Consider the following 16815-nt stretch of genomic DNA (forward strand, 5'->3'; position numbering starts at 1 on the left):
CCCGTGGCAGCCGCCGTCCGCGGCCCCGGGCGACCGGGAACGCTCAACGGCGGCCGAAGCCCGCGAGGGGCCCGTCCTCGTGGGCTATTCGAGCCGTCCCCGCGAGTTTGCGCGCCGCCCGCGCGGCCCGGGCCGCCCGTCGGGCCTCGCGGCGGCGCAGCCGAGCCGTGCTGCTCGGCTCCGAGACGACCCCGTAACGCTGGTTCCACGTCTGCCGGGTGATCCACACGTCCAGCACGGCCCAGGTGGCCACGACGGTCGCGGCGACCGAGCCGAGCACCATCGGGAAGGCCAGCCAGGAGCCCGTCAGGCTCAGGAAGAACGTGATCGTGGCCTGGGTCAGCGTCACGGCCACGACCAGCACCGACCGCACCGCCGAAGCCCGCACCGTGTCCGGCATCCGACGCCGGCGCGCCGGCTCCTCCACCCACAGGCCGCGCCGCGCCGCACCGGCGCCGCCGCCCTCGTCACTGCTCATGGTCCGCTCACTCCCCACGCGGTCCGCCACGCTTACCCCCACACGTCTACCCCGACATGTGCCTCGTACAGACAGACGTACGGCGGTGCCGGGAGATTCCCGCATTGCGGGACGCCTCTACAGGCGGCGAAGATCGCGGAACAAATAATTCCAGCCATCCATCAGCCTGCGCGATCTGACGCCTCACCAAGTGTCATCTGCCACATATCGGGCTGCACTTGACCGGAACTGTCGGACAACTGGTGATCTTACTCAGGGTGTCCGGCCGAAAACGTCCGGACACGCCTTCGAACCTGTTGCGCAGCAGTAGTAGGCTCACGCCGTTTAAATGACGGAACACCGACCCCCGGCAACGGGGTTGACCTGGGGGAGGCTGGGGAGGCCATGCGCTTTCGCGGGAAGTCCATCCGCCGGAAGATCGTGGCGTTGCTCCTTGTGCCGCTCGTCTCCCTGACCGCCATCTGGGGCTTCGCCACGGTCATCACCGGCCGTGAGGCCCTCCAGCTCTTCGACGTGGCCTACGTCATCGACAAGGTCGGCTACCCCATCGAGGACGTCGCCCGCGTCATCCAGAAGGAGCGCCGCCAGACCCTCGTCGTCCTCGGAGACCCCCGGGCCGCCACCGCCACCGCCGAACTCGCCAAGCGCCGCGCCGAGACCGACCAGGCCGTCGAGAAGATCAGTGTGAGCGCCCGCGACCCGAAGGTCGTCGACGAACTCAGCGCGCAGAGCGCACAGCACCTGCGCTCGATCGTGTCCGCCTTCCACGGTATCGGCTCCATGCGCCGCTCCGTCGACCAGAACTCCCTCGATCCCGGCCAGGCCCTGGAGCTCTACAACCGGCTCGTCGACCCCTGCTACGACTTCCTCATGAACCTCCACGGCCTCGACAACGTCGAGGTCGACAAGGAGGGCCGCGCGCTCGTCGGCATCAGCCGCGCCCGCGAGCTGCTCTCCCGCGAGGACGCCGTGGTCGCCTCCGCCCTCGCCGCGCGCAACATCACCGCCGTCGACGTCCGCCGCGTCTCCGACCTCGCCGCCAACCGCGCGCTGCTCTACGAGTTCAACCTCGTCACCCTCCCCGCCGACGACCGCGAGCGCTTCGAGCAGTTCTGGAAGGACCCGCAGACCGCGCCGCTGCGCGACGCCGAGGAGCGCTTCATCTCCGGCGGCGCGGTCAACAAGCCGCGCAACCTCACCGCCGCCCAGTGGGACGAGGCCTCCTCCAAGGTCCTCGACGACCTCGCGGACATGAACACCGACGCCGGCGACCGCTACCAGCGGCGCATCGAGCCCGTGGCCACGGACGTGATGATCCAGGCCGCCGCCGCCGGCTTCCTCGGTTTCCTCGCCCTCATCGTCTCCCTGGTCCTGTCCGTGCGCATCGGCCGCGATCTGGTCCGCGACCTCTCCCGGCTGCGCAAGGACGCCCACGAGGCCTCCGGCGTCCGGCTCCCGAGCGTCATGCGCCGCCTCGCCGCCGGCGAGCACGTCGACGTCGAGACCGAGGCGCCCCACCTGGAATACGAGAAGGACGAGGTCGGCCAGGTCGGCCAGGCCCTCAACACCCTCCAGCGCGCCGCCGTCGAGGCCGCCGTCAAGCAGGCCGACCTGCGCCGCGGCGTCTCCGAGGTGTTCGTCAACCTGGCCCGCCGCAACCAGGTGCTGCTGCACCGCCAGCTGACCCTCCTCGACACCATGGAGCGCCGCACCGAGGACACCGAGGAACTCGCCGACCTCTTCCGCCTCGACCACATGACCACCCGCATGCGCCGCCACGCCGAGGGCCTGGTGATCCTCTCCGGAGCCGCCCCGTCCCGCCAGTGGCGCAAGCCCGTCCAGCTCATGGACGTCGTACGGGCCGCCGTCGCCGAGGTCGAGGACTACGAGCGCATCGAGGTGCGCCGCCTCAGCCGCCTGGGCATCGTCGGCCCGGCCGTCGCCGACGTCACCCACCTCATCGCCGAACTCCTGGAGAACGCGACCGTGTTCTCCCCGCCGCACACCGCGGTCCAGGTCCACGGCGAGCGCGTCGCCAACGGCTTCACCCTGGAGATCCACGACCGGGGCCTCGGCATGACCCCGGAGGCACTGCTGGACGCGAACCTCCGGCTCGCCGAGACCCCCGAGTTCGAACTCTCCGACACCGACCGGCTCGGCTTGTTCGTCGTGAGCCGCCTCGCGCAGCGCCACAGCGTGAAGGTCGTCCTCCAGCCCAGCCCGTACGGAGGCACCACCGCGGTGGTCTTCCTCCCGTCGGCCCTGCTCACCGACGCCCCCGAGACCAGCGGCAGCGGCGTGCGGCTGGACGGCCCCCGGCCCGGCAAGGCCGGCAGCAGGGCCGCGAAGGCCGGCCAGATCGGCCGGACGCACTCCGAGCGCCCCGTCACCTCCGCCGTCGAGCGGGCGCCATCCGGCCGCCCGCTGCCCACCGCCGAACTGCGCGGACCCGTCGAGCTGGAGGCCCCGCTCGGCAGCCGCGGCCCGGACGGCCCGGACCCCCTCGACGACACCGCCGCGCTCGACGACCCGCCGGCCGTCGCTGGCCGCACCGGCAACCCCCGCCCGGCCATGGCCACCCTCGACGACGAGACCCCGCCGAACGGCACCCCGCGCAGCGCCCTGCTCGGCCTGCGCCCCGCGGACCGGCCGCACACCGACCGGCACACCGAGCGCAACGGCGCCTCCCGCAACGGATCCCCGCGCAACGGATCCCCCCGCAACGGGGACCGCGACCGGCAGCGCGAGCCGCTGACCCCCACCGGGCCGGTCCGGCTGGACACCCAGCGCGTGGACGCGCCCCGACCCGACGGCCCCCGCTCCCCGGGAGCCGTACCGCTGCCGCGCCGCCGTCCCACCCCGACCCTGGTCGCCGAGCACGGTCGCCGGGTGGACACCCGCCCGGTGTCGGTGGTCCCGCAGCACGCCCCCACGGCCGGCCCCGACGACACGGAACCCGCCGTCGCCCCGGACACCGGCGGGCTGCCCCGCCGCATCCGCCAGGCCAGCCTGGCCCCGCAGCTCAAGAACGCCACGTCGTCCGCGCCCGCCGAAGCCGCACCCGACCAGGTGGCGGACCGCGACCCGGAGGACGTACGCACGCGCATGTCCGCCCTCCAGCGCGGCTGGACGGCGGGCCGGAACCGGCACGCACAGCAGCAGTCCGAGACCGAGGCGGGCACACGCCCCGCCGGCGGTCCCGCGAACGAGAACGAAGGGGACGGTCGATGACCGCACCGCAGACCGGCAACGACAGCAGGGGCCGCGGCTCCGGCCCGCTGAACTGGCTCCTCGACGAGCTCGTCGACCGGGTCGGGTCCATCCGCAAGGCGGTGGTCCTCTCCGGCGACGGCCTGCCCACGGGCAGCTCCAAGGACCTGACCCGCGAGGACAGCGAGCACCTGGCGGCGGTCGCGTCCGGCTTCCACAGCCTGGCCAAGGGCGTCGGCCGGCACTTCGACTCCGGCCGCGTCCGCCAGACCGTGGTCGAGCTGGACGAGGCGTTCCTCTTCGTCATGGCCGCGGGCGACGGCAGCTGCCTGGCCGTGCTCGCAGACGCCGACTCCGACGTGGGCCAGGTCGCGTACGAGATGACGCTCATGGTGAAGCGGGTGGGGGACCACCTGGCGACCGCCCCACGCACCGGGCTGCCAGCCGGAGGGTGAGTCGGAAGGCATGAGCGACCCAGGCCAGGACCATCTCGCCGACGTTCCCGCCGGCATGCCGTTCGACCCCTCCGTCCCCGACCCGGCGCACTGGTTCGACGACGACGCGGGTCCCGTCGTACGCCCCTATGCCATGACCCGCGGCCGGACCAGCCACGCGGGTCAGCACCGCCTCGACCTGATCGCCCTGGTCGTCGCCGAACCGGCCGCCGACGATCCGGTCTGGGACATGACCCTCTCCCCGGAACACGCCCACATCCTGGGGCTGTGCCGGGAACGCCCCCAGTCCGTGGCCGAACTCGCGGCCGACCTCGACCTCGCGGTCGGGGTCGTCCGCGTCCTCATCGGCGACCTGGTCGATGAGGAACTGGTCCACGTGACCAGGCCGGTGCCCCCGGCCGAACTGCCCGATGAATCCATTCTGCGTGAGGTGATCGATGGCCTTCGGGCGCTTTAGCCGCACCGGTGCCATGCACGCGGTGTCGCCGGTCGAGCCGCTGACCTTGAAGATCCTGGTCGCGGGCGGCTTCGGGGTGGGCAAGACCACCCTGGTCAGCGCGGTCAGCGAGATCAGACCGCTCCGGACCGAGGAACGGCTCTCCGAGTCCGGCGTCGGCGTCGACGACACCGGGGGAGTGGAGGGCAAGAGCACCACGACCGTGGCCATGGACTTCGGGCGCATCACGCTCCGCGAGGACCTGGTGCTGTACCTGTTCGGCACGCCCGGACAGGACCGCTTCTGGTTCCTGTGGGACGAGCTCGCCCAGGGTTCCCTGGGCGCCGTGGTCCTGGCGGACACCCGCCGCCTCGCCGACTGCTTCGCCGCCGTCGACTACTTCGAGCGGCGCGCGATCCCGTTCGTCGTGGCGGTCAACTGCTTCGACGGCGCGGACCGCCACCCCGTGGTGACCGTACGGGCGGCACTCGACCTCGACCCCGGTGTTCCGGTGCTGCTGTGCGACGCCCGGGACCGGGAGTCCGTGAAGGACGTCCTGGTGGGGGTCGTGGAACACGCGATGTCCCTGGCTCGGGAGCGGCGCCGGAGCCTGTCCGCGGGCGCCTGAACCGGGCCGTCCCGCGCGCCGGCACGGGCGCGGCCCGTACCCCCGCCGACTGGGGTACGGGCCGCAGCTCTCACGGGGGGTCTCGTGGGCCCGACAGGCGGTGCGGGACCGTGGAGCGAGTGTGAACCTGCCGCCGGGAGCCGTCAAGCGTCAGGACAGCACGAGCTGTTCCGGGCACGCCGACGAACCGTCCGGCGGGGGCAGTGCGGCCCGTTCAGCGCACGGCGACGACGGCCGACCCGTGCCCGAACAGCCCCTGGTTGGCGGTGATGCCCACCCGCGCACCCGGTACCTGCCGCTCCCCGGCCGTACCCCGCAACTGCCACGTCAGCTCGCACACCTGGGCGATGGCCTGGGCCGGCACCGCCTCCCCGAACGAGGCCAGGCCACCACTGGTGTTGACGGGGATCCGGCCACCCAGGGCCGTGGCACCCTCCCGTACCAGCTTCGCCCCCTCGCCCTCCGCGCACAGCCCGATGTCCTCGTACCACTCCAACTCCAGCGCGGTGGACAGGTCGTACACCTCGGCGAGCGAGAGGTCTTCCGGACCGAGCCCGGCCTCCTCGTACGCGGCGCGCGCGATCGAGGACCGGAAGGATCCGGCCATCGGCTCCACGGCCGTGGTCGAGTCGGTGGCGATGTCCGGCAGGTCCAGCACGGTCCGCGGATAGGTGGGCGTCACCGTCGACACCGCCCGGATCCGCACCGGATTGGCGACCCCGCGCGAGCGCGCGAAGTCCATGCTGGTGAGCACCAGCGCCGCGCCCCCGTCGGATGTCGCGCAGATGTCCAGCAGCCGCAGCGGATCGGCGACCACCGCCGAGGCGGCCACCTCGTCGGCGGTGACGGCCTTGCGGTAGCGGGCGTTCGGGTTGAGCCGTCCGGCCGCCGCGTTCTTCACCTTGACCTGCGCGAAGTCCTCCAGGGTGTCCCCGTGCACGGCCATCCGGCGGCGAGCGTACAGCGCGAAGTACGCCGGGTTGGTCGCGCCCAGCACACGGAACCGCAGCCAGTCGGGATCGTCCGGCCGGTCCCCGCCCGCCGGTGCGAAGAACCCCTTGGGCGCCGCGTCCGCGCCCACCACGAGCACCACGTCGGCCAGACCCGCCAGGATCTGCGCGCGGGCCGCCCCGATCGCCTGGGCCCCGGACGCGCACGCCGCGTACACGCTGGTCACCCGGGCGCCCTGCCAGCCGAGGGCCCGGGCGAAGGTGGCGCCGGCCACGTAGCCCGGGTACCCGGACCGTACGGTGTCGGCGCCGACGACCGACCCCACGTCCGTCCAGTCCAGGCCCGCGTCCGCCAGCGCCGCACGCGCCGCGCCGCGCCCGTACTCGACGAAACTGCGACCCCATTTGCCCCACGGGTGCATCCCGGCCCCCAGGACGGCCACCTCGGCGCTCACGCGACCCCTCCCACGGGCCGGAAGAGCCAGGTGGTCCAGGCAGTCCCGACATCCTCGTTCAGCACGCCGCCCACCACCTCGACCTCCATGCCGACAGCCAGGTCGGCGACCCCGACCCCCGGCGCGGCCTGCCCCAGCACCACCATCCCCTCCGCCTCCAGCTCCACGGCGACCAGGGTGTACGGCTCCCAGGGCGCGGCCGGGTCGGACACGTACGGCGCCGGCGGCCGGTAGCGCCCGTCGGTGTAGGACCAGACCCGGCCCCGCGGGGACAGGGGCACCTCGGCGAGCTCCCCACCGCCGGTGCACCGCGGATTGCGGCAGAAGACGTCCTCGCGCGGGAAGAACACCGCCGTGCAGGCCGAGCACCGGGTGCCGAGCAGCCGGAAGCCGCCCCCGTCCGGCGCGTTCTCGGTGAACCACCCGCTCACGACGGGTGTGCGTGTGCGTGCCAAGACCCCTCCCATGCCGAAGAGCTGACGCAACGTCAGAAGTGAGGAGTCTGCCACGGCCGGACGGCCCGGGTCACCGGTTCTCGGCGAGCCACTTCCGGGCGATCTCGTCCAGCTCCGCGTCCCGCCCGGCCAGCATCATCCGGATCATCTGCGCGTCGCCGCGCAGCGACCACCCCGGATGACCGAAGGTGGCCGGATTGTTCCCCTCGATCAGGAAATGCGCCGGCCAGGCCGTCCCGTACCCGATGAGCGGGAGGGCGGCGAGGCAGCGCTTGCGGCCGCGCGCCACGCCGTACGCGGTCAGCGCCAGACCGGTGAGCGTGCCGGCGAGGTGCACCCACCGGGTGGCCGCGCGGGAGTGCATCGCGACGTAGTACGGCCAGAACTCCTCGTACGAGCGAAAGGTCATGCGGGCACGGTACTCACGGCCGGACCTCGGCGACAGCGACGGGGAAGTCGAAGTACGCGTCCGGGTAGGCCTCCGGCCTGTAGGTGAAGTGCCACCACTCCTCGGGCAGGTTCACGAACCCCTGCCCGCCCAGCACCCGCTTCAGCAACTCCCGGTTGGCGCGGGCCGCACCCGTCACCCGCGGGTCGTCGGTGTGCGACAGCGGGTCGAAGAAGTCGAACGCAGTCCCCATGTCGACCTCCCCGCCGGAGAGTTCCACCAGCGTCACGTCGACCGTGCTCCCGCGGCTGTGGCCCGACCGCTCCGCGATGTACCCCTCGGGAATCAGCCGGCCGCGCTCCACCCGCGGATAGAACTCCGCCTTCCGCGCCATGTCGTGCGGACCGTCCTCCTCCCGGGCCCACCGCACGAACCGGTCCACCGCCCGCTGCGGCCGGTAGCAGTCGTACACCCGCAGCGAGTAACCGCGCCGCAGCAGCACCCGCTGCGCCCGCCGCAGCGCCTCCGCGGCCGGACGGGCCAGCAGGCACTCCGCCTCCTCGTACCCGTCGACCGCACCCCCCGTGAAGTTGTGCCCGCCGGCGTACCGCATGTCCTGCCGGACGCTCGGATCCACCTCCCGGAGCGCCGTGAACCCCGGCGGCGCGCCCGCCCCGCCCGCCAGCACCCCGACCAACCCCACAACCGCCGTCATCCGCATGCCCCTTGGCATACCATCGCCGCATGCCGGCACACCTGAGGGACTCGCACTGCTCCACCTGCGGAGCGCCGTACGGTACGACCACCTGGCCCCGCACCTGCCCGTCGTGCGGTGCCACCGCCTACCGCAACCCCCTCCCCGTGGCCGTCACCCTCCTCCCCGTCGAGGACGCGGACGGCACCGGCCTCGTGGTCATCACCCGGACGATCGAACCGGCCCTCGGAGGCACCGCCCTCCCCGGCGGCTTCATCGACTTCGGCGAGGACTGGCGCGACGCCGTCGTCCGCGAGCTGCGCGAGGAGACCGGCATCACCGCCTCCGCCGCCGACGTCACCCTGGCCGACGCCCTCAGCTCCCCGGCCGGCCACCTCCTCCTCTTCGGCCTCCTCCCGCCCCGCCCCGCGGACACCCTCCCGGCCTCGAAGCCGACGGACGAAACGACGGGCTGGCACGTCCTCCACGCCCCCGCCCCCCTGGCCTTCCCCCTCCACACCCAGGCGGCCTTCTCCTGGTTCGCGGGCGCCTACACCTGACGGCCCCAGCCGCGTGCCGGGGGCCGTCCGCGCCCCGCAGGCGGCCGAGGCACAGCCATCTCCGGCGCCGCCGTCGTCCGAGTCGCGGGGTCCGGGGCCGGAGCCCCGTCCTGAACTTGCGCGCGTCCCACCGCCCGCCTACAGGCCCCGCACCACGGCGTCCTGCACCGCGACCCCGGTCTCGTCCTCCACCACCACGGAGTCACCGGCCCACCGCGAGGTGTACCGCTCGACCACGCCCGCCCCGAAGCCCGGACCCGGGTCCCGGACCACCACCCCGCCGCCCGTGCGGCCCCGGGCCGGAGCCCAGACCTCCAACCGCACCCCGCCCCCGTCGCCGGACCGCACCGGCAGCACCGCGCCCGCCCGCGCCAGCACCGGGATCCGGCCCTGCGGGGCGTCCAGCAGGATCTGGCCCGGCCCCTCGTGCGCGGCCCCGGTCGCGGTGTCGTACCACCGGCCGCGCGGCAGCCGTACCGCCCGCCGGTCCGCCCCGCACTCCAGCACCGGCGCGACCAGCAGCGCGTCCCCCAGCAGGAACGAGTCCTCGCAGTCCCGCAGCCGCCGGTCCTCCGGAGCCCCCCACCACACCGGCCGCACGTACGGAGCTCCCGTGCGCCGCGCCATGTGCGCCAGCGTCACGAAGTACGGCCGCAGCCGCTCCCGTTCCGCCATCACGGCCCGCGCCTGCTCCTCGGCCTCCGGACCGAACTCCCACGGCTCCCGCCGCCCGGCCCAGATCGCCGAGTGCGTACGGAACAGCGGCAGGTAGGAGCCGAGCTGCAGCCACCGCACGTACAGCTCCGGCGTCGGCGAGCCGCCGAACCCGCCCACGTCCGGCCCCGAGTACGGCACCCCGCACAGGCCCAGTCCCAGCACCAGCGCCAACGAGGCCCGCAGCCCCTCCCAGCTGCTCTCCACGTCGCCCGACCAGGTGCCCCCGTACCGCTGCATCCCCGCCCAGCCTGACCGGGAGAACAGGAACGGCCGTTCCGCGGGCCGCAGCCGCACGAGGCCCTCCCACCCCGCCCGCGCCATCGCCAGCGCGTACACGTTGTGCCCCTCGCGGTGGTCGCCGCCCGCCCCGTCCATCGCGTGCCGCGCCGACCGCGGCAGCGTGGAGTCCCCGAACGCCGCGAAGGACACCGGTTCGTTCATGTCGTGCCAGAAGCCGGAGAAACCCTGGGCGAGCCGCTCCGCGTACAGCCCGCCCCACCACTCCCGCACCACCGGATCCGTGAAGTCCGGATAGACGCACTCGCCCGGCCAGACCTCCCCGCGCACCTCCTGTCCCCGCGCGTCCCGTACGAACGCGCCACCCGACCCCACTGCCAGCCCCGCGGCGTGCAGCGCGTCCCCCGCCTTGACCGCCGGATCCACGATCGAGACGAGCCGCACGCCCTGCTCCCGCAACTCCCCGGCCAGGCCCGGCAGATCAGGGAACTTCTCCTCGTCCACCGTGAACACCCGGTGCCCGTCGTAATGGTCGATGTCCAGGTGTACGGCCGCCAGCGCGAGCCCGCGCGACGCGTACCCGGCGACCACCCGCCGCACCTCGGCCGCACTCCCGAACCCCCACCGCGCGTGCTGGTACCCCAGCGCCCACTCCGGCGGCACCGCGGCCGAGCCCGTCAGCCCCGACCAGCCCTGGAGCACCCGGGCCGGCGTCCCCACCAGCACCCAGCACCGCAGCGGCCCGCCGTCCATGCGCAACTCGCTCGCTCCCGGGCGGTCCGGCCCCGACCCCACGCCCTCCTCGCCCTCCCGGAGCACCACCCGGCCGTCCCAGCAGTTGTCGTGGAACACCAGGTGCGTCCCCGCGTCCGCCACGACCATCTGGACCGGCATGGTGAGGTACAGCGGATCGACGGCGGGCCCGAAGCCCCTCTTCGGATCCGTGTTCCACAGGCGGTACACCCCGTCGCGCAGCCTCGGCCCCGCGGCCCGCCCCCCGAGCCCGAAGAACCGTGCGTCCGCCGAGACCTCACTGCGCACCACCCACCGCCCGCCCGCCGGCGGTCCCGAGTCGGTCGGCTCCTCCGCGGGGTGCGGCCCGACCACCCCCACGGCCGCAACCGTCCCGCCCGCCCCGACCGTCCGGTCCGTCCCGCCCGCCCCGCCCGTCCTGCCTGGTCCGCCTGCCCTGTCCGTCCCTCCCGCCCCGACCGTCCGGTCCGTCCCGCCCGTCCCTCCCGCCCCGCCTGCCCGGCCCGTCCGGTCCTCCTTGCCGCCCCCGCCGGGGCGCGGACCGGCCAGGAGCGGCCCGCCCGCGGTCGGGGCGGCTTCGGCCACGGCCTCCGCGGCGAGGGAGACCGGCTCCCACCACCGCGGCGGCGACTCCCGCCGCAGCACCGTCCCGCCCGGCGTGCGCACCTCCACCGCCCCGTGCCGCGACACCGCCACCGTCACCCGCTCCGACACCACGCGCCAGCCGCCCCCGGTGTCCGGTTCCAGCACGGCCCGCAGGTCCGGCTCGGGCCCGCTCCCCACCACCGCGTACGACGGCGTCGCCCCGGCGCCGTCCCAGGCCCAGAACACCACCCCGCCCGCCATCACCCGCACCACCAGTTCCGAGCGCGCGAACCGCAGCACGCCCCCGCCCGGCCGGGGCTCCGTACCGGTCAGCAGACCCGGCACCCGCGCCCGCTCCGCGCCCCGGCGCGGGAGCCCCAGCGCGTCCGCGCGCCGTCGGCGCCACGCCGAGAGCCAGGCGCGCCGACCGCGCTCCGTACCGATGTCCATCACCGCACGCACCAGTTCACGACCGTCCATGCCGATCACCCTGCCACCGGCCCCCGGCCGAGGGGACGGCGTTCAACTGCCGTTCACCCGCGAGCACGGCCCACCGGCCACCGGGGGGCACCCCCGGGGCCGGGGCGGCGTCCTGCCGGTCGGGCCGGATCCGCAGGACACGCCGGATCCCGCCCGCTCACCCCACCGGCCAGGTCCGCCCTGGTGCAGCCGTCGATCACATGGCATCGTCCCTGTGAGCCGCCGCGCGCGCACCCCCCGCGCGATGGCACCGTACGCACACGAAGCGCGAGCCGCAGACTTGACCGGGAGCCGACCCATGACCTCAGCCACCCAGCCGGAACCCCTCTGGGCGCCGGGCCCCGACCGGATCTCCGCGGCCCGGATTACCGCCTTCCAGGCCTGGGCCGCGACGCGCTTCGGAGCCCCGGCCGACGGCGGCTACCCCGCCCTGCACCGCTGGTCCGTCGACGAGCTCGACACCTTCTGGCAGGCCGTAGCCGAATGGTTCGACGTCCGCTTCACCACCCCGTACGACTCCGTCCTCGCCGACCGGTCCATGCCCGGCGCCCAGTGGTTCACCGGAGCCACCCTCAACTACGCCGAGCACGCGCTCCGCGCCGCCGAGGACCCGGCCCGAGCCGACGACCCCGCCCTGCTGTACGTCGACGAGACCCACGAGCCCGTCCCCGTCACCTGGGCCGAACTCCGCCGCCGGGTCGGCTCCCTCGCCGCCGAGCTGCGCGCCCTCGGCGTACGCCCCGGCGACCGCGTCAGCGGCTACCTCCCCAACATCCCCGAAGCGGCCGTGGCCCTCCTCGCCACCGCCGCGGTCGGCGGCGTGTGGACCTCCTGCGCCCCCGACTTCGGCGCGCGCAGCGTCCTCGACCGCTTCCAGCAGGTCGAGCCCGTCGTCCTGTTCACCGTGGACGGCTACCGCTACGGCGGCAAGGAGCACGACCGCCGCGAGGCCGTCGCCGAGCTCCGCGCGGAGCTCCCCTCCCTGCGCGCCGTCGTCCATATCCCGCTCCTCGGCACGCCCGCCCCGGACGGCGCCCTCGACTGGTCCGCGCTCACCGGCGCCGACACCGAACCCGTCTTCGAGCCGGTGCCCTTCGACCACCCCCTTTGGGTGCTCTACTCCTCCGGGACGACCGGCCTGCCCAAGGCCATCGTCCAGTCCCAGGGCGGCATCCTCCTCGAACACCTCAAGCAGCTCGGCCTGCACTGCGACCTCGGCCCGGAGGACCGGTTCTTCTGGTACACCTCCACCGGCTGGATGATGTGGAACTTCCTCGTCTCCGGACTCCTCACCGGCACCACCGTGGTCCTGTACGAAGGCAGCCCCGGCCACCCGGACACGGGCGCCCAGTGGCGCATCGCCGAACGCACCCGCGCCACCCTCTACGGCACCTCCGCCGCCTACGTCATGGCCTGCCGCAAGGCCGGGGTCCACCCGTCCCGCGACTTCGACCTCTCCGCGGTGAAGTGCGTCGCCACCACCGGCTCCCCGCTCCCGCCCGACGGCTTCCGATGGCTCCACGACGAAGTCGCCGAAGACCTCTGGATCGCCTCCGTCAGCGGCGGCACCGACGTCTGCAGCTGCTTCGCCGGCGCCGTTCCCACCCTCCCCGTGCACATCGGCGAACTCCAGGCGGCCTGCCTCGGCACGGACCTCCAGTCGTGGGACCCCTCGGGCAAGCCGGTCGTCGGCGAGGTCGGCGAACTCGTCGTCACCAACCCCATGCCGTCCATGCCGATCCACTTCTGGAACGACCCCGACGGCAGCCGCTACCGCGACAGCTACTTCGAGATGTTCCCCGGCGTCTGGCGCCACGGGGACTGGATCACGATCACCGACCACGGCTCGGTGATCATCCACGGCCGCTCCGACTCCACGCTGAACCGCCAGGGCGTCCGGATGGGCTCCGCCGACATCTACGAGGCCGTGGAGCGGCTCCCCGAGATCAAGGAGTCCCTGGTCATCGGCCTGGAGGAACCGAACGGCGGCTACTGGATGCCGCTCTTCGTCCACCTCGCGCCGGGCGCGGCCCTGGACGACGAGCTGCGCGCCCGCATCAAGGCGACCATCCGCGAGGAACTGTCCCCGCGCCACGTCCCCGACGAGGTCATCGAGGTGCCGGGCATCCCGCACACCCTCACCGGCAAGCGCATCGAGGTCCCGGTCAAGCGCCTCCTCCAGGGCACCCCGCTGGCCAAGGCGGTCAACGCGGGCTCCGTCGACGACATCGGCCTCCTCGACTTCTACGAGCAGCTGGGCCGCACGCGCACCGGCACCCGCACCAGCGACTGAGGTCACTGTCAGTGGTCATGGTTACGCTGAGTGAGCAAGTGTTCGCACTCAGGGGGAGCCAGCCATGCCACGCAAGAACGACACCGGTACCCACCGGACCAGCAGCACCCACCGGCGCCGCGCGCTGCGCCGCGAGGTCCCCGGCACCGTCGGCCTCCTGGCCGACGCCGGGGACTTCGCGGCCATGTGCGGCTACCGCAGCTTCGGCTTCGACCGCCACGCCGACTACGCCGACTACCTCCACCACGTGGACGGCCTGCTCCGGTCCTTCGCCGCCCGCGGCCTGCACACCACCGTCGCCCTGTTCGACCCCGACGAGTACGCCGAGTACTGCGGAGAACACGGACTGGACCCGGACACGTCCGAGACCCGTACCCGCTTCACCGCGGAGCTCGCCGGCAGCGGGACCGTCCTGCCCTACACCGGCCAGCCCATCGACGAACTCGTCCCGCTCCTCGTCGACGAAGCCGTCCGCCACGCCACCTGGGAGTACGCCACCGCCGTCCTCGCCCGGGTGGGACGCTGCGCGGACTGCGGCGAGGACATCGGCCACGCCTCCTTCGACCGTGCCGCCGACGCGCTCAAACGCCTCGTCGCCGGAGCCGGTCCCGGCCACCACCACTTCGTCTGCAGCGTCCCGACCGAGGACGAGCAGCTCGTCGCGGTGCTCCACGCCGACACCACCGGCGACCCGGACGCGCAGCCGCGCATCGACGGGCGCGAGAGCCTCGACTTCGTGACGGTCCTCGCCGCCGGCCTCGCCCTCGGGGGCCCCGGGGGACTGGTGGTGCGCAGCACCACCGAGGGCCACCGCGACCGGGTCCACGGCTGGCGCCTGGACCGCGGCCGCCTCACGGCCCTGTCGGCGGCCGCCGTCTTCAACGCCTACTGCACCGACGCCGACACCGGAGACCTCGTCGCCCCAGAGCCGGGCGTCGAGTACTGCCCCGGCTACGAGGTCGACGCCCCCGGCCCGCACCACTGAACGACCGTGGGGCCCCCGCCACCGGCGGGGGCCCCACGATCCGCCCGACGGGCGTCCGGTTACTCGCCGGAGAGCACCGCCTGCGCGGCCACGCGGGCCTCCTCGGCGCTGTCCGCAGCACGGGCCGCCGCCGCGGCCCGCTCGCACTGCGCCAGCGTGTACTTGGCGAGCGTCGCCCGGACGTAGGGGATCGACGCGGCACCCATCGACAGGGAGGTGACACCCAGACCGGTCAGCACACAGGCCAGCAGCGGGTCGGCCGCGGCCTCGCCACAGACACCGCAGCTCTTGCCCTCGGCCTTGGCCGCCCCCGCCGCCATGGCGATCAGGTCGAGCAGCGCGGGCTGCCACGGGTCCTGGAGGCGGGAGACCGCGCCGACCTGCCGGTCGGCGGCGAAGGCGTACTGCGCCAGGTCATTGGTGCCCAGCGAGAGGAACTCGACCTCCCGCAGGATCGAGCGCGCGCGGAGCGCGGCGGAGGGGATCTCCACCATCGCCCCGAACTTCGCCTGCAGACCGGCCTCGCGGCAGGCATCGGCGAAGGCCTTCGCGTCCGCCCGGTCGGCGACCATCGGAGCCATGACCTCAAGGTGCACCGGCAGGCCCTCGGCCGCCTTCGCCAGCGCGGTGAGCTGCGTACGCAGCACCTCCGGGTGGTCCAGGAGCGAACGCAGCCCCCGCACGCCCAGCGCCGGGTTCGGCTCGTCCGCCGGAGTCAGGAACTCCAGCGGCTTGTCGGCGCCCGCGTCGAGCACCCGTACGACGACACGCCCCTCGGGGAAGGCTTCGAGCACCTTGCGGTAGGACTCGATCTGCTTCTCCTCGGACGGCGCCTTCTTGCTGTCGTCCAGGAACAGGAACTCCGTGCGGAACAGGCCCACGCCCTCGGCCCCGGCCTCGACGGCCGCCGGCACGTCCGCGGGACCGCCGACGTTGGCGAGCAGCGGCACCTTGTGGCCGTCGGAGGTCGCACCGGGACCGGACGAGGCGGCCAGCGCCGCCTTGCGCTCGGCGGCAGCGGCCTCCAGCTCGGCCCGCTTCTCGGCGGACGGCTCGACGAACAGGTCGCCGGTGCTGCCGTCCACCGCGATCACGGTCCCCTCCGCGAGCTCCCCGGCGCCCGGCAGAGCCACGATCGCCGGCACGCCCAGCGCACGGGCGAGGATCGCGCTGTGACTGGTCGGCCCGCCCTCCTCGGTGACGAAGCCGAGGACGAGAGCCGGGTCGAGCAGGGCGGTGTCGGCGGGAGCCAGGTCCCGCGCGATCAGCACGTACGGTTCGTCGCTGTCGGGTACGCCCGGCATCGGCACGCCCAGCAACCGCGCCACGATCCGGTTCCGTACGTCGTCCAGGTCGGCCACCCGCCCGGCCATGTACTCGCCGGCCCCCGCGAGCAGGTCGCGGTAGGCGGCGAAGGCGTCGTACACACCGCGCTCGGCGGTGCTGCCGACGGCGATCCGACGGTCCACGTCCGCCATCAGCTCGGGATCCTCGGCGATCATCGCCTGGGCCTCGAGCACGTGCTGGGCCTCGCCACCGGCCAGCTGGCCACGCGCGATCAGGTCGGCCGCCACGGCACTCACGGCCTGGCGGGCGCGCCCCTGTTCGCGCGCCGCCTCATCGGCGGTGATCTGCCTGGCCGGCGGCTCGAGGACCGCCGTGCCCATGTGCCGCACCTCGCCGATCGCCACCCCGTGGCTCACGCCGACGCCTCGCAGCGTTGTCTCCATTACACCCGTCTCCGATTGAGCGGCGGCCCTGGCCGCCGCGATGGATGTCCGTCACGCCCGCGCGGGGCGGAGGGCTCACTGCCAGCTGAAGAGGACTTCGTCAGCCTTCACGTCGCCGGACTCGACGACGCCGGACAGGGACTCGGCCGTTGCCTCGAGCGCCACGACCGGGCAGATCGGGGACTTGCCGAGGGCCTCGACGGCAGCGGGGTTCCAACGGATGACTGCCTGGCCGCGGGTCACGGTGTCGCCCTTGTTGACGAGCAGCTCGAAGCCCTCGCCGTTGAGCTGGACCGTGTCGATGCCGAGGTGCGTGAGTACACCGT

At 73.9% G+C, this 16815-nt stretch carries 15 protein-coding genes (1 of these 15 only partly in view); 7 read left to right on the forward strand and 8 right to left on the reverse strand.

All coding sequences use genetic code 11. The features are described from left to right. Window positions 1-43: 43 nt before the first annotated feature. Entirely contained in the window at window positions 44-478 is a 435-nt protein-coding gene (locus AC2RP6_RS31775; protein WP_486449285.1) for a hypothetical protein, read from the reverse strand. 384 nt (window positions 479-862) lie between these two features. Here AC2RP6_RS31775 and AC2RP6_RS31780 point away from each other — a divergent pair, with 384 nt between their 5' ends. From AC2RP6_RS31780 to AC2RP6_RS31795, 4 genes are read left to right on the forward strand one after another with little or no spacing between them, the layout of a single operon-like run. Continuing rightward, window positions 863-3709: a sensor histidine kinase gene (locus AC2RP6_RS31780; RefSeq protein WP_486449286.1), complete on the forward strand. Its 2847-nt coding sequence runs from the start codon at window positions 863-865 to the stop codon at window positions 3707-3709. After that, complete coding sequence (locus AC2RP6_RS31785) at window positions 3706-4143, forward strand: roadblock/LC7 domain-containing protein (RefSeq protein ID WP_030964627.1); 438 nt, start codon at window positions 3706-3708, stop codon at window positions 4141-4143. Before AC2RP6_RS31780 ends, AC2RP6_RS31785 begins: the two co-directional genes overlap by 4 nt. Before the next feature lie 55 nt (window positions 4144-4198). Beyond that, the gene (locus AC2RP6_RS31790) at window positions 4199-4600 is read left to right on the forward strand and encodes a DUF742 domain-containing protein (protein WP_486450522.1); all 402 of its coding nucleotides are present in this window, start codon (window positions 4199-4201) and stop codon (window positions 4598-4600) included. Continuing rightward, window positions 4581-5207: a GTP-binding protein gene (locus tag AC2RP6_RS31795; RefSeq protein WP_486449287.1), complete on the forward strand. Its 627-nt coding sequence runs from the start codon at window positions 4581-4583 to the stop codon at window positions 5205-5207. The genes AC2RP6_RS31790 and AC2RP6_RS31795 overlap by 20 nt, the downstream gene beginning before the upstream one ends. Window positions 5208-5421: 214 nt before the next feature. On the opposite strand, the gene AC2RP6_RS31800 is transcribed toward AC2RP6_RS31795, so the two are convergent. The 4 genes from AC2RP6_RS31800 to AC2RP6_RS31815 form a co-directional block, all read right to left on the reverse strand. Continuing rightward, window positions 5422-6612 (reverse strand): lipid-transfer protein, encoded by a 1191-nt coding sequence (locus AC2RP6_RS31800; RefSeq protein WP_486449288.1) that lies wholly within the window; start codon window positions 6610-6612, stop codon window positions 5422-5424. Continuing rightward, entirely contained in the window at window positions 6609-7067 is a 459-nt protein-coding gene (locus tag AC2RP6_RS31805; RefSeq protein WP_486449289.1) for a Zn-ribbon domain-containing OB-fold protein, read from the reverse strand. The genes AC2RP6_RS31800 and AC2RP6_RS31805 overlap by 4 nt, the downstream gene beginning before the upstream one ends. A gap of 70 nt (window positions 7068-7137) precedes the next feature. Next, window positions 7138-7476, reverse strand: a complete 339-nt coding sequence (locus AC2RP6_RS31810; protein WP_486449290.1) for an Mpo1-like protein — start codon at window positions 7474-7476, stop codon at window positions 7138-7140. Between the two features lie 13 nt (window positions 7477-7489). Beyond that, entirely contained in the window at window positions 7490-8170 is a 681-nt protein-coding gene (locus AC2RP6_RS31815; protein WP_486449291.1) for a M15 family metallopeptidase, read from the reverse strand. A 29-nt stretch (window positions 8171-8199) separates the two neighbouring features. Here AC2RP6_RS31815 and AC2RP6_RS31820 point away from each other — a divergent pair, with 29 nt between their 5' ends. After that, window positions 8200-8709, forward strand: coding sequence for an NUDIX domain-containing protein (locus AC2RP6_RS31820; RefSeq protein WP_486449292.1), 510 nt, complete (start codon window positions 8200-8202; stop codon window positions 8707-8709). A 138-nt stretch (window positions 8710-8847) separates the two neighbouring features. Here AC2RP6_RS31820 and AC2RP6_RS31825 read toward each other — a convergent pair whose 3' ends face one another. Next, window positions 8848-11481 carry a glycoside hydrolase family 31 protein gene (locus tag AC2RP6_RS31825; RefSeq protein ID WP_486449293.1) on the reverse strand — a complete coding sequence of 878 codons (2634 nt, stop codon included), beginning with the start codon at window positions 11479-11481 and terminating at the stop codon, window positions 8848-8850. A 298-nt stretch (window positions 11482-11779) separates the two neighbouring features. Between AC2RP6_RS31825 and AC2RP6_RS31830 the strand changes: the two genes are divergently transcribed. Further along, window positions 11780-13774, forward strand: coding sequence for an acetoacetate--CoA ligase (locus AC2RP6_RS31830; protein WP_486449294.1), 1995 nt, complete (start codon window positions 11780-11782; stop codon window positions 13772-13774). A 64-nt stretch (window positions 13775-13838) separates the two neighbouring features. Then, entirely contained in the window at window positions 13839-14759 is a 921-nt protein-coding gene (locus AC2RP6_RS31835; protein ID WP_486449295.1) for a hypothetical protein, read from the forward strand. A 59-nt stretch (window positions 14760-14818) separates the two neighbouring features. Here the strand turns inward: AC2RP6_RS31835 and ptsP are convergent, their stop codons facing one another. Together ptsP and AC2RP6_RS31845 are read right to left on the reverse strand one after the other, a co-directional pair. Beyond that, a complete protein-coding gene (gene ptsP / locus AC2RP6_RS31840; protein ID WP_486449296.1) occupies window positions 14819-16489 on the reverse strand; it encodes a phosphoenolpyruvate--protein phosphotransferase in 1671 nt (556 codons plus the stop codon). Window positions 16490-16564: 75 nt separating this feature from the next. Continuing rightward, window positions 16565-16815, reverse strand: partial view of a PTS sugar transporter subunit IIA gene (locus AC2RP6_RS31845; RefSeq protein WP_053677655.1) — the 3' portion only. 199 nt of this gene lie beyond the right edge of the window; 251 of the gene's 450 nt are visible here — the last part of the coding sequence; the start codon falls outside the window, past its right edge; it ends in the stop codon at window positions 16565-16567.

This window comes from Streptomyces sp. WAC03905, assembly GCF_057371075.1.

Excerpts from the sequence above, each read along its gene's own strand:
- AC2RP6_RS31775 (WP_486449285.1), bottom strand. The coding sequence starts at position 478 with ATGAGCAGTGACGAGGGCGGCGGCGCCGGTGCGGCGCGGCGCGGCCTG.
- AC2RP6_RS31830 (WP_486449294.1), top strand. The coding sequence starts at position 11,780 with ATGACCTCAGCCACCCAGCCGGAACCCCTCTGGGCGCCGGGCCCCGAC.
- ptsP (WP_486449296.1), bottom strand. The coding sequence starts at position 16,489 with ATGGAGACAACGCTGCGAGGCGTCGGCGTGAGCCACGGGGTGGCGATC.
- AC2RP6_RS31790 (WP_486450522.1), top strand. The coding sequence starts at position 4,199 with ATGCCGTTCGACCCCTCCGTCCCCGACCCGGCGCACTGGTTCGACGAC.
- AC2RP6_RS31810 (WP_486449290.1), bottom strand. The coding sequence starts at position 7,476 with ATGACCTTTCGCTCGTACGAGGAGTTCTGGCCGTACTACGTCGCGATG.
- AC2RP6_RS31795 (WP_486449287.1), top strand. The coding sequence starts at position 4,581 with ATGGCCTTCGGGCGCTTTAGCCGCACCGGTGCCATGCACGCGGTGTCG.
- AC2RP6_RS31780 (WP_486449286.1), top strand. The coding sequence starts at position 863 with ATGCGCTTTCGCGGGAAGTCCATCCGCCGGAAGATCGTGGCGTTGCTC.
- AC2RP6_RS31825 (WP_486449293.1), bottom strand. The coding sequence starts at position 11,481 with ATGGACGGTCGTGAACTGGTGCGTGCGGTGATGGACATCGGTACGGAG.
- AC2RP6_RS31785 (WP_030964627.1), top strand. The coding sequence starts at position 3,706 with ATGACCGCACCGCAGACCGGCAACGACAGCAGGGGCCGCGGCTCCGGC.
- AC2RP6_RS31835 (WP_486449295.1), top strand. The coding sequence starts at position 13,839 with ATGCCACGCAAGAACGACACCGGTACCCACCGGACCAGCAGCACCCAC.
- AC2RP6_RS31820 (WP_486449292.1), top strand. The coding sequence starts at position 8,200 with ATGCCGGCACACCTGAGGGACTCGCACTGCTCCACCTGCGGAGCGCCG.
- AC2RP6_RS31815 (WP_486449291.1), bottom strand. The coding sequence starts at position 8,170 with ATGACGGCGGTTGTGGGGTTGGTCGGGGTGCTGGCGGGCGGGGCGGGC.